Origin of the sequence: Desulfotruncus alcoholivorax DSM 16058 (assembly GCF_000430885.1) — a bacterium.
Classification (GTDB): Bacteria; Bacillota; Desulfotomaculia; order Desulfotomaculales; family Desulfallaceae; genus Desulfotruncus; species Desulfotruncus alcoholivorax.
In genome coordinates this window covers 20200-33034 of the sequence record NZ_KE387266.1, presented here as the reverse complement: position 1 = coordinate 33034, position 12835 = coordinate 20200, and the positions used below count along the sequence as shown (strand labels likewise).

The 12835-nt window shown below is 48.6% G+C and carries 11 protein-coding genes; 3 read left to right on the top strand and 8 right to left on the bottom strand.

Features of this window, described 5'->3' with window-relative positions; translation table 11 throughout:
* Positions 1 to 65: 65 nt before the first annotated feature.
* From H569_RS0117315 to H569_RS0117285, 7 genes are all read right to left on the bottom strand, one after another.
* Positions 66 to 938: a DUF1028 domain-containing protein gene (locus H569_RS0117315; protein WP_027366001.1), complete on the bottom strand. Its 873-nt coding sequence runs from the start codon at positions 936 to 938 to the stop codon at positions 66 to 68.
* Between the two features lie 11 nt (positions 939 to 949).
* Positions 950 to 1843 (bottom strand): nickel transporter permease, encoded by an 894-nt coding sequence (gene nikC / locus H569_RS0117310; protein WP_114679320.1) that lies wholly within the window; start codon positions 1841 to 1843, stop codon positions 950 to 952.
* Positions 1844 to 1856: 13 nt separating this feature from the next.
* Complete coding sequence (locus tag H569_RS0117305) at positions 1857 to 2804, bottom strand: ABC transporter permease (protein ID WP_027365999.1); 948 nt, start codon at positions 2802 to 2804, stop codon at positions 1857 to 1859.
* 81 nt (positions 2805 to 2885) lie between these two features.
* Positions 2886 to 4475, bottom strand: a complete 1590-nt coding sequence (locus H569_RS0117300; RefSeq protein ID WP_238492595.1) for an ABC transporter substrate-binding protein — start codon at positions 4473 to 4475, stop codon at positions 2886 to 2888.
* Positions 4476 to 4540: 65 nt separating this feature from the next.
* Complete coding sequence (locus H569_RS0117295; protein ID WP_027365997.1) at positions 4541 to 5509, bottom strand: ABC transporter ATP-binding protein; 969 nt, start codon at positions 5507 to 5509, stop codon at positions 4541 to 4543.
* Position 5510: 1 nt separating this feature from the next.
* Positions 5511 to 6494 (bottom strand): ABC transporter ATP-binding protein, encoded by a 984-nt coding sequence (locus H569_RS0117290; protein ID WP_027365996.1) that lies wholly within the window; start codon positions 6492 to 6494, stop codon positions 5511 to 5513.
* A gap of 347 nt (positions 6495 to 6841) precedes the next feature.
* Entirely contained in the window at positions 6842 to 7063 is a 222-nt protein-coding gene (locus tag H569_RS0117285) for a heavy-metal-associated domain-containing protein (RefSeq protein ID WP_027365995.1), read from the bottom strand.
* Positions 7064 to 7233: 170 nt separating this feature from the next.
* On the opposite strand from H569_RS0117285, the gene H569_RS0117280 reads away from it, so the two are divergent.
* The gene (locus H569_RS0117280) at positions 7234 to 8013 is read left to right on the top strand and encodes an enoyl-CoA hydratase/isomerase family protein (protein WP_027365994.1); all 780 of its coding nucleotides are present in this window, start codon (positions 7234 to 7236) and stop codon (positions 8011 to 8013) included.
* Positions 8014 to 8075: 62 nt separating this feature from the next.
* Here the strand turns inward: H569_RS0117280 and H569_RS0117275 are convergent, their stop codons facing one another.
* Positions 8076 to 10223: a Tex family protein gene (locus H569_RS0117275; protein ID WP_269464939.1), complete on the bottom strand. Its 2148-nt coding sequence runs from the start codon at positions 10221 to 10223 to the stop codon at positions 8076 to 8078.
* A gap of 347 nt (positions 10224 to 10570) precedes the next feature.
* Between H569_RS0117275 and gap the strand changes: the two genes are divergently transcribed.
* Together gap and H569_RS0117260 are read left to right on the top strand one after the other, a co-directional pair.
* Positions 10571 to 11578, top strand: a complete 1008-nt coding sequence (gene gap, locus H569_RS0117270) for a type I glyceraldehyde-3-phosphate dehydrogenase (protein WP_027365992.1) — start codon at positions 10571 to 10573, stop codon at positions 11576 to 11578.
* 490 nt (positions 11579 to 12068) lie between these two features.
* The gene (locus H569_RS0117260) at positions 12069 to 12785 is read left to right on the top strand and encodes a demethylmenaquinone methyltransferase (protein WP_027365991.1); all 717 of its coding nucleotides are present in this window, start codon (positions 12069 to 12071) and stop codon (positions 12783 to 12785) included.
* Positions 12786 to 12835: the final 50 nt, after the last annotated feature.

Genomic DNA, 12835 nt, shown 5'->3' with positions numbered 1-12835 from the left:
TGCCTGTACGACCCCGAAAGAAAGGGCCTGCCGGCAGCTTTTAAAAACTTTTGTTTCAAAACGTTTTAAGACTTCCGCCTCATAAAAGCCAATACCTCTTTATCAATATATCCGTCATCACATATCCGCTCATCAAAGTTTTCGGTTAGATAAAAAGTTTTTAGAGCTTCGTTAAATTGGACATCTACAACACCGTTAACCGGAGTTGGATATCCCCATTTATTTAGCAATTCCTGAATCTCAGTGATTAGTGGGCCTTCTATGGTGATAATGTTATCCGGCACAGTCTTATAAAAGTACAGCTTATACAAGCCATGAATGCGTATCAATTCCTTGATGGGGTCGGGATGATCGTCCACACGTAAATCAATATATCTATCGTTGTATCCCCCATAACCGCCCTTTTCCTTGGCCACGTAAAGGGCGGCCGATTGTTTCCCCCTGCTGTCCCCCCCGGCTTGCTGGCCTGCGTCCAGGGCCGCCAGCAACTTTTCAGCCAGGTCACCCCGCACTGAATTAAAAGTTTCGGCCATGGCCCGGACTGTTTCAGCGCCAACCAGTATATTTCCCTGGCAGGCAAAATTTTCACCGGCCAAGCCACCGGCCCAGGGGTAACATTCCGTACCGGTATAGGACGCCGATCGGCCTTTGGCGTCTATTATCCCCACCTGCCGCAGATTACGCCCTTCATCACTTCCGGTTAGTCTTTCAATGACTTCCCGGGGTGAAAGTCCTTCTTCCAACAATTTAAGCCCATCAGGCCCGTAGCTGGTATTGGCCCATGACTGGGTGGCAATTGCCCCAACACCGGCTTTGACCCAGGGCACCACGGCCCCAACCGCCAGGAATTTGGATTGAACCGCCACCCCTATTTCCCCGGATGCCGGGTCGTAACCACAAATTGAGAATGTGGCAACCAGTTTGCGGGGTATCCTCATCAATATTCCTCCTATTCTTTTAACCTGGGGTCGAGCGCATCCCGCAATCCGTCCCCCAACAGGTTTAATGATAACACCACTATAAATATACACAGGCCCGGGAATATGGAAACCCAGGGCGCTACACGCAGGAAGTTACGCCCCTCGCTCAGCATCACCCCCCACTCGGCGGTTGGTGGCTGAGCGCCCAGCCCCAGAAAGCTAAGCCCGGCTGCCGCAATGATCATCCAGCCCACGTCAAGGGTGGCCGCTACGATGATAGGGGCCATAGTATTAGGCAGAATATGTTTAAAGATAATTCTCAGGTTACCGGCACCGAGTGCTTTTTCAGCTTCCACAAATTCCTTTTCCCGCAAAGAAAGTACGGTACCCCGCACTATCCTGGCATAATAAGGTATCCCGACGATAGCAATGGCAATCATCGCCTGGAACAAGCCCGGCCCCAAAGCGGCGATAATGGCAATAGCCAACAGCACGTATGGAAAGGCCATAAGTATATCAATACCCCGCATAAAAATGGTGTCAACCAGCCCTCCGTAATAACCCGCGAAAAGACCCACAATAATACCGAAAAAGAGCGCTATGGCCACGGCAACAAAACCGACCATCACGGATATTCGTGCCCCGTAAAACAGTCTGGTCAATAAGTCGCGCCCCATTTGATCAGTTCCCAACAGGTGCCCACCGGTTCCAGGGGGCAACAGGCGCTGGTCCAGTACGGCATCATAAGGGTTATATGATGTTAAGAGCGGGGCGGCAATGCCGAGAATAATAACAGTTAATAAAACAATACCACCCGCAACTGCAAATTTATCCTTTTTCAGGCGCCGCCACAGTTCCCGGGTTTTGGTCCTTTGTGCCGTGCCCTGCGGTTTTACTGCAATTTCAGATCCGGTAGAAGACAATTGCGCACCTCCCTCAATCGTAGGTGATCCTTGGGTCCAGGTAAGTGTAGAGGATATCAACCAGCAGATTTACCAGTACATAGGATGTCGACACCAGCAGAATAATCCCCTGGACCAGCGGGAAATCCCTGGCAATAATACCGTTAACCATTAATGTGCCGATTCCGGGCCAGCTAAACACCATTTCCACCAAAACCGCGCCGGCCAGCAGGTAACCGATTTGCATACCCACCACTGTCACCACGGGTATAAGCGCATTTTTCAAAGCATGGTGCCAGATGGTACCACCCTGGGATAATCCCTTGGCCCTGGCGGTTCTGATGTAATCCTGCCTGATCACTTCCAGAATGCTGGATCGGGTCATTCTTGCAATTACCGCGGCCGGCTCAGCCGACAGCGCTATGGCCGGCAGGATGATAAACGGCAGCATATCGGCAAAGCCGCTGTGCCCGGGAGAATGCATGCCCGATACGGGCAGCATATTCAACTTTAAGCCAAAGATGAATTGCAGAATGATGCCCAGCCAAAAAACCGGCAGGCAAAAACCTACCAGTGCCCCCACCATTGAAACCCGGTCAAAAACGGAGTACTGCCTGGTGGCGGAAACGATACCGGCCAAAAGACCTACGGAAATTGCTAAAAGCGCGGCAAAAAGGGTTAATACCAGCGTGTTTAAAAACCGGCCCGCAACCAGCGGCAAAACTTCGCGCTTCATTTGAATGGATCGTCCCCAATCCCCTTGCAGCACATTTGCCATCCAGTTTAGATACTGTTTATATACCGGCTGGTCAAGGCCCAGTTCCGCCCTCAGCTTGGCCAGGGACTGCGCAGTTGCTTTTGGCCCCAATATAACCTGGGCCGGATCCCCCGGCGCCAGGTGCATTATGCCAAATACCAGTACGGATACGCCGAAAAGAACCGGGATGAGATATAATAATCGTTTAATTAAATAAGAAAGCAAGGGTTCACCCCCTCAAAAAAAGTACCATTGCCATTATCAAACATTTTCCCGGCGGGGCAAAAGCCCCGCCGTCATCAGCATTTATTCCAAACTGGCTTTTTCAAACCTGAAGACACCCGTGGGATGAAGTTTGAAGCCTTTGATCTTTTTGTTCATGGCAACTATTTGCGTTTCGTGGTCAACTATAACCCAAGGAGAGTCTTCCATAATTAACTTCTGCGCCTCTTGATATAATGGAGTGCGGTCTTCCTGCTTGGAAAGGGTCCGGGCTTGCTTTAACAGCTGATCGACTTTGTCATTCTTATAATAGGCGTCATTAAAGCCGGCCTCGGGCCACTGTTCGCCGGAAAGCAAAATATACAGGAAGTTATCCGGATCACCATTGTCACCGATCCAGGACATCTGGTGCATCTGCATATCACTTTTATCAGCGGGGACAAAGACTTTATCCAGATAGGAAGTCCATTCCAGTGTCTGGATTTTAACATTGATGCCCACCTTGGCCAGATCGGACTGAATAGCCGTAGCCATGGCCACAGGTTGCTGCATGCCGGAACCGGATTCCGGCACCCAATAAGTTACGTCAAAACCATTGGGGTAACCGGCCTCGGCCAAAAGTTGCCTGGCCTTTTCAGGGTTATAATCGTATTTCGGCACATCGGAGGTCTGGCTCCAGATTACCGGTGGCAGCGGGCCAACGGCAGGCACGCCGGTATCTTTAAGTATATTTTTAACAATGGATTCCTTATTGATGGCGTAGTTAACCGCCTGGCGCACCTTAACATTATTAAAGGGCGGTTTCTGGCAGTTCATAGCAGTGTACCAAACATGCATACCGGGTTGTTCAACTATGGCATAGTTGCCGTCGGCTTTTAATCTGGCCAGGTCATCCGGCGGAATGTTTACGATAAAGTCAACATTACCCGATTCCAGCTCTGTCAGCCGGGCCTGGTCTTCAATGATCGGCTTGTAAACAATCTTTTGTATTTTGGCCTTTTCACCCCAGTAATCGGGGTTTGCTTCAACGATTACTTCGACACCCGGGTTCCAGCTGACGAATTTATACGGGCCTGTGCCAACTGGATTTTTAGTGAAATCCTTGCCATATTTCTCCACTGCCGTTGGGCTGACGATACAAGCAGCAGGCATGGCCATGTTGGCCAGGAAAGGTGCAAATTTTTCCTTTAAGGTAATTTTAACAGTTGCTTCATCCACAACATCCACCGATTTGACCATACCGAAAGTAAAATCAGCATAGGGGTATGTACCGGTGTCATGAAATGGGTGTTTGGGGTCGATCTGGCGATCGATGGAGAACTTAACAGCATCTGCATTAAAGGGTGTTCCGTCATGGAACTTTACGCCTTGGCGCAGGTGGAATACATACTCCAGACCGTCTTCCGAAATATCCCAGGAAGTGGCCAAGCCCGGTTCCAACTCCGTTGATTCATCTTTAAATTCCACCAGGGTGTTAAAAATTTCGCGCCCGGCGCGGGTGGAGTTATAGTCCTGCATTTGGTGGGGATCCAAGGTGGCAGGCTCGGCTTGCAGCCCAACTACAATCATGCTGTTGTCGGCGGTGCTTTTTTGCTCGCCGCCCCCACCACAGCCGGCCAGCAGCAATGCCGCCGCCAAAATAAAACAGGTTACCAGGAAAAACTTTTTCATCATTTTCAACCTCACATTTTCCATATTTGGTTTTCGGCAATGGTACTTACTTTTAAAGGCACATACTTTTACTGATACTTATGACAGGCAACCATATATTTATCTGAAACAGGTCGCAATGCCGGTTCCTCCAACCTGCAGATATCCATGCACTGGGGGCAGCGAGTATGGAATCTGCAGCCGGTAGGTGGGTTGGCCGGGCTCGGAACATCGCCGGTTAAAATAATACGTTCCCGCTTAATTTCCGGGTCCGGTACGGGCACCGCCGACAACAGTGCTTGACTATACGGGTGCATTGCGTTCCTGTAAAGTTCTTCACTATCTGCAATTTCTACAATTTTGCCCAAATACATTACACCAACCCGGTCACTCACGTGCTTAACCACATTTAGACCATGGGCAATAAAGATATACGTGAGCTTCAACATATCCTGCAGTTGCATCAGAAGATTGAGCACCTGGGACTGAATCGACACATCCAGGGCAGACACCGGTTCATCGCATACAATCAATTTGGGATTTAATGCCAGGGCCCTGGCAATCCCGATTCGTTGCCGCTGGCCACCGCTAAATTCATGGGGGTAGCGGCTGCCGTGGTAACTTGAAAGCCCCACCAAATCAAGCATTTCTTTAACCCTTTGGCGGCGCGAATGGCTGTCCCCGATACCATGAATCACCAGCGGCTCGATAATGATATCCTCCACGGTAAGCCTGGGGTTAAGTGACGCATAAGGATCCTGGAAAATGATCTGCATATCTCTGCGCAGCTGTCTCATCTGGTTAAAACTTAGCCGGTAAATGTTTTTGTCCTCGAACAACACTTCCCCGGACGTGGGCTCCAGCAGCCTTAACACCAATCTGCCGGTGGTTGACTTACCACACCCGCTTTCGCCCACCAGCCCCAGCGTCTCGCCCTTGTGGACGCTAAAAGAAACGCCGTCAACCGCCTTTATGCACCCTGCATTTTTTGACATCAGACCCCGCTTGATGGGAAAATGTTTCTTTACATCTTTTACTTCCAACAGCGCACCAGACAACCTAGCATCCCCTCTCCATCAACCAGCATGCCACCTTTTGACTTCCGGTCATTTCCTTTAATGCCGGCTCACTTTCCCTGCACTTCGCCCCGGCATCCGGACACCTGGGGTTAAACCGGCAGCCCGTCGGGAATTCCAGCGGGTTTGGCACAACACCCTCTATGCTTGGCAAAATGGTGCGCCTGCGCCAGTCAAGGCGAGGAATTGATCCCAGCAATCCTCTGGTATACGGATGCAAAGGATTTTTAAAAATAGCGGCTACGTCCCCTTCTTCCACAACTTTGCCCGCATACATTACAATAACCCTGTCAGCCATTTCCGCCACTACACCAAGGTCATGGGTTATCAATAAAATGGAAGTACGTGACTCTTCCTGGAGTTTGCGCATCAGATCCAGTATCTGGGCCTGAATAGTTACATCCAGGGCGGTGGTCGGCTCGTCTGCAATTAGCAGCGCAGGCCTGCAAGAAAGCGCAATAGCTATCATCACCCTTTGCCTCATACCGCCGCTTAGCTGGTGGGGAAAATCCCCGGCTCTCTTTTCGGGAGATGGAATTCCCACCCGCTCCAGCATCCGGACAGCCCGCTGCATAGCTTCATGCTTATCCATGCCCCGGTGCAACCTGTACGCCTCGGCAATCTGTTCACCTACACGATGAACCGGGTTTAATGAGGTCATGGGCTCCTGAAAAATCATTGAAATACGATCACCGCGTATGCGCTGCATTTCATCTTCCGTTTTACCAAGAAGATCGGTGTCTTCAAATATGATGGAACCGTCGATAATACGGCCCGGCGGGGATGGCACCAGTCTTAATATTGAGGTCGAAGTAACGCTTTTACCGGAACCGGACTCACCCACAATAGCCAGGGTTTCACCCACGTTTACAGTGAAACTCACCCCGTCAACCGCCGGCACAACGCCGTCATCAGTAAAAAAATGCGTTTTTAAATTAGTTACCTTTAATAGCGGCTGCTGTTCCACAATACTAAGTACTCACCTCTCAATTGGGGACATTCCTCGAAGTGGTGTGTCCCCCTTCCTTAAATCTCAATCAATTGATTAGTCAAATATTCGGGGAGTTTAAGTATAAAACTATCGTCGCCCACCTTCCCCGTGGTGGGCAAACTTGTCCACTTTCGAATCTCCGGGCGGAATCACTACGATTAGCGGCTCCAGCAGACTACATAAACCAACCCGGTTCTATTTTTTTAACACAAAACACTTATATTATAGATTATTAGACAGAACATAAAAATTCCTGCAATGCTGAAAAAGTACACAATAATAATTTAAAAAGATTTTACTGGTTGGGTGGTCCGGCTTGGTAATTAAGAGTAACTTAATACATCAACAGTATAATTCTCGCTTTCAATATACCTGCGCATATCACCGACAGTAATATTATTGGGGTCGTAATCAACTTTTACCTTTTCGTCATGCATATTGACATCAATATACAGAACCCCTGAGTATTTGTGGATAGCGTTCATCACATTTATTCGGTCTTCCTGGGTATGCATACCTTTAATCTTAAAAAGCACAGATTTCACAACTAACACCCCCATACTGTTAATACTATTCCTGGCATGATATTTATAGCTTTCTCATTTGGATAAGCCTTATACAGCATTTTTTATTTACTCTGCAGGAAATACCTTAAGGCTTGTCAAATTAAACTAAAAATGAATAACCATTCATTAGCTATAGGAAGGTGTTATTATTGAGCTTTAAAACAATAATTTATGAAGTCAATGAAAACAAGATAGCCACCATTACATTTAACAAGCCGGAGAATTTCAACGCCATCAGCAAAGAACTGGCAGGAGAATTCGCCCACGCGCTGCAGCTTGCCGGACAGGATGATGCTGTTAGAGTTCTGATCATAACAGGTAGCGGCAAAGCTTTTTGCGCCGGAGGGGATTTAGCCTGGCTCATGTCCTCGAACGATAACCTGAAAAAAAGAGAAATCTTAGATAACGCCAGCCGTGTGGCTACCCTACTGGACAGTTTTCCCAAACCTGTCATCGCTGCGGTAAATGGTGCCGTTGCCGGAGCCGGAACAGCCATAGCCCTGGCCTGCGATATGATTATAGCATCGGACCAGGCCAAGTTCGCGCCCAATTTTGTAAATATCGCAGCGGTGCCGGACAGCGGGGCTTCGTGGTTTTTACCAAGAAAAGTCGGCTACCATAAAGCGGCGGAATTAATGTTGACAGGGCAATTACTTGATGCCCGGGAAGCATTAAGGCTTAATCTATTTAACCAGGTAGTGCCTGCTGCAGAGTTGGCCGCCTACGTTGAGAAACTTGCACTCAGGCTTGCTGCCGGACCCCAGAAAGCTATTGGTTACATTAAACAAATGTTGAAGCTAAGCTCCCAGAATACACTTGCCGCCCAGTTGGAAATTGAGGCTTCTCTGCAATTGATGGCTTTGTCGGACAGTGATTTTCAAGAGGGCGTCCAAGCTTTTTTGCAAAAAAGAAAGCCCAACTTTAAATAAAGCAGTCCTTAAAGGCTTTTAAGCCCGTCTTTATCCGGCGGGCTTCCTTATCTTCCTTATAATTATAACTTCATAGAAAGTGCAATTCTCCCGCTGCCAGTCTCCACTGACAGCACCTTTACTGTCACGGTATCACCAACGGATACAACGTCCAGGGGATGACGCACATATTCCCGGCTCAATTCTGAAATATGGACCAGACCGTCATTTTTAACCCCTATGTCAACAAAGGCCCCGAAATCTACAACATTGCGCACTACACCCTTTAAAACCATCCCCTGCTTCAGGTCATCAACCTTTAGCACATCTATTCTAAACAACGGCGGCGGCAGTTCTTCACGGGGATCCCGTCCCGGCCGGGCCAAGGCGTCCCGCACGTCCTTCAGGGTCGGAACACCGGCGTTCAGTTCTGCGGCGATTTGCTCCACGTCTAATCGCGCCAGCTTCGCTCTCAGGGATGGACTCCCGATCATTTCCGGACCTGTGTCAATTAATTCAAGCAATTTGCCCACCAGTTTATAGGACTCGGGATGGATAGATGTGGCGTCCAGCGGGTTTTCACCACCTCTGACCCTTAAAAAGCCCGCGCATTGCTCCATTGTTTTAGGTCCCAGTCTTGGCACTTTGGCCAGCTGCCGGCGGCTGACAAATTTTCCTTCCAACTCCCGGTATTTCACTATATTCTCAGCAACAACAGCGTTAATTCCAGCTACATACTTGAGCAGGGCAGCGGAAGCTGTATTTAAGTCCACGCCCACGTAATTAACCACTGATTCAACAACTTTTGCCAGGTTCTCATCCAGTTTTTTGGGAGCCACGTCATGCTGGTACTGGCCAACACCTATGGCCCTGGGCTCAATTTTTACCAGTTCGGCCAGGGGGTCCTGCAGGCGTCTTGCGATGGAAACCGCGCTGCGCGCCGTAACATCCAGCTGCGGGAATTCCCCGGCAGCAAGCTCCGACGCCGAGTAGACGCTGGCTCCGGCCTCGCTTACAATTACGTAAGCCAGTGTTTCCCCTTGCCGCTCCTTGATAAAGCCGGCTACAAATTGTTCGGTTTCGCGAGAGGCAGTACCATTCCCTATGGCTATAACCTGCACACCGTATTTATCTACCAGGCGGTCAAACTCAGCTTTGGCCTCTTTAACCTTCTTTTGGGGTGGTGTGGGATAAACAACTCCTGTTTCCAATAGTTTGCCTGTTTCATCCACTACGGCCCATTTACAGCCCGTACGGTAGGCCGGATCCACCCCCAACACCACTTTGCCCGGAACAGGCGGCTGCAGCAACAGGCTGCGCAGGTTGCGGGCAAACACTTTCAGTGCCTGCTCCTCGGCCTTTTCAGTTAACTCATTACGCACATCCCGCTCTACGGCAGGCGCCACCAGCCTCCGATAGGCATCCGCCGCCGCCCTTGCCGCAAGTCCGGACGTGACGGAATTTTGCTTAACAAAACGTCGCTGCAACCAGGCCAGAATTTCCTCCTGATCCAATTCAATGGAAACTGTAAGTACATCCTCTCTCTCCCCGCGGTTTATCGCAAGCACTCTGTGCGGTGCAACATTTGGCACGGGCTCCCGGTAATCATAATACATCCGGTAAACAGAATCGGAGCCGGTATCCTTAGCCCGGCTGACCAGCCACCCTTTTTTCCGGGCATAGCTGCGCACCCATCCGCGCACATCGGGATCATCGGCCACCTGCTCCGCCACAATGTCCATGGCTCCCTGAAGAGCTTCCTCGACAGAAGGAACATCGTTTGACAAATATAGGGCTGCTTCATGCTCGGGGTTGCCTGAAACAGGAAAAGAACGAATGTATTCCGCCAGTGGCTCCAATCCCTTCTCCCTGGCCTGGCCTGCCCTGGTCCTACGCTTTTGCCTGAACGGACGGTAGATATCTTCCACTTCTGCCTGCTTAGTTGCAGCCATCAGCCGCTGCCTGATTTCATCAGTGAGCTTACCCTGCTCCTCAATAATTCTGAGCACTTCAGCCCTGCGCTGCTCCAAATTCCTGTAATAGCTGACCAGTTCCTCCACACGCCTGATCTGAACCTCGTCCAGTTCCCCGGTAAATTCTTTTCGATAACGGGCGATAAAGGGGACTGTATTGCCCGCATCCAGCAACTTGACGGTACCTTCCACTTTACTACCGGGCAATCCGGATTCCCGGGCTATTGTCTCTATAATGCCGGCTGGTAAAGAATCCAACTAATGTCACCTCACGGAACAAAATTACCCTAAATATTGTACTGTTTCTGCATCGCTTTTAAAACCTGTTTGGTAAAAAATAAAATATACCCGGGTAGAAAAACCCGGAAACTGACCAACCAGTTCTTTTTTTTGAATTGGTGGTATCCTATTCCACGTCATGATACCCCAAATATTAATCAATATCTGCAGTTATTGTAATTAATAACCAAGATAATCCATGGAAAAATGAAACCATAGAACGGTTAACCTAAATTATAAGCTTTTTTGTTAAATTTCATGTGATTGTATTTACAATATTAACAAATCCATGTACAATTCTTGGAAACCAGTTGAGGGGGAATATGATGAGCGTAAGGATCGGTATTAACGGCTTCGGCAGAATCGGAAGAAACGTTTTAAGGGTGTGCCAGTACAGAAAGGCGGAATTTGATATTGTAGCAGTAAACGACCTTACTTCACCGGCAACCCTGGCCCATCTCTTAAAATACGATTCGGTGCATGGGAGAATAAACGCAGCGGTTCAAGCAGATGAAGAAAATCTAATAGTTGATGATCAAAAAATCAAGGTATTTAATTATAAAAATCCGGCAGATATTCCGTGGGGGAAACTTGGAGTAGACATTGTAATTGAGTCCACAGGCAGATTTGTGGATATGGAAAGCGCAAGCCTACATTTACAATCCGGTGCCCGAAAAGTAATTATCAGCGCCCCGGGTAAGAAAGTTGATGCAACCATCGTCATGGGTGTAAACCAAAACACTTACGACCCCGCAAAACATCACGTCATATCTAATGCATCCTGCACCACCAATTGCCTGGCTCCGGTTGTAAAAGTTTTGCATCAAAATTTTGGCATTGATTATGGTATGATGACCACAGTGCACTCTTATACCAACGACCAGCAGATTTTAGATCTTCCTCACAAAGATTTAAGAAGGGCCAGGGCGGCGGCGCTTTCAATTATCCCGACTACTACCGGTGCCGCGCAAGCAGTGGGACAAGTGCTGCCGGAGCTGGCAGGAAAACTCAACGGCTTTGCCATCCGGGTGCCGACCCCCAACGTGTCCATGGTAGATTTTGTGGCCTTGACGGAAAAAGCAACCGGAGCAGCTGAAGTAAATACCGCGCTATTAAACGCAGCGGAAGGAGAACTTAAAGGCATCCTGGGTTTTTCCGATGAACCGCTGGTATCCAGGGACTATTATGGAGATAGCAGGTCCAGCATAGTTGACGGGCTGTCGACTATGGTTATGGGAAGCAAACTGGTTAAAGTAATGGCCTGGTATGATAATGAGTGGGGTTATTCCTGTAGAGTAGTGGATCTGGCGGAATACGTGGCCAAATTTTTTTAAAACTAAGCTGAAAGCATCAAAAGGGGGCACTGCCCCCGTTTTCATTTCAACCTACTGTCAGGACAAAATGTTCCTAAACAGTAGAATTTTTTAACCATACCCTACCCTCCGTGATATACTTTTTAATAATTTTCAAGAATAAATCTCATGTACGGGGGAATGAAATTGAAGTACAAACAGAGAAATACCGGACGGGTTTTTGTAGCCCGGGGCGAACATGGAGAAGATCTTTTAGTTAAGTAAAGCAACTACCAGGGGATGCTGACATGGATTTTTTTTCAATAAAGAGGTGTTTTAATTGGTTTAATTGACCAACGTTGCCGGGGCGGCAAAATCACTGTAAATGTGTTTGGAATTGCTGCTAAACGAAGGGCAGCCGGGCGAGCGTTTCGGAAGTATTATAGAAAGAACTAATTTTAAAAAAGGATTTTTACCGGTGGAGGGTAATAATAAGAAAAAGGCCCACGATTAAATGGAAAGAAGGTACCTCATGCAGCAGACCAAGGAAGAGCGGGTGCACGAAGTTTTTGAAACAATTTATAAAAAATACGACTTTATGAACTCCGTTATTAGTTTTCAGCGCCATAAAGCGTGGCGGAAGGATACGATGCGCCGCATGAAGGTTAAAAAGGGCCATCGGGCGCTTGATGTGTGCTGCGGAACGGCGGATTGGACGATTGCCCTGGCTAACGCAGTAGGGCCGAAAGGGATAGTCTACGGGTTGGACTTCAGCCCAAATATGCTTAAAATAGGGCAGGAGAAAGTTAATGCCGCGCGGCTGGGCCAGGTAAAGCTGATCCACGGCAACGCCATGCAATTGCCATTTGACGACAATACATTTGATTACGTCACCATCGGTTTTGGGCTGCGCAACGTTCCTGATTATATGCAGGTACTAAAAGAAATGCGCCGTGTCGCCAAGCCGGGCGGCAAAGTTGTCTGCCTGGAAACGTCACAACCCAGTTTGCCGGTATTCAAACAGGTCTACTATGCTTATTTCCGGTTTGTTATGCCTCTGCTGGGAAAGCTTTTTGCGAACAGCTACGACCAGTACTCCTGGCTGCAGGAATCAGCCAGGGATTTCCCGGACAGCAAGGAGTTAGCTGAAATGTTCCGCTTGGCCGGGCTTGAAAAAATTGAAGTAAAGGCTTATTCCGGCGGGGTTGCAGCTATGCATATGGGCATTAAACCATATCATTTCCACTAAATTTTACCACCCGGCCAAAGGGTATTTTTACTTTTTATACGAGTTTTTGA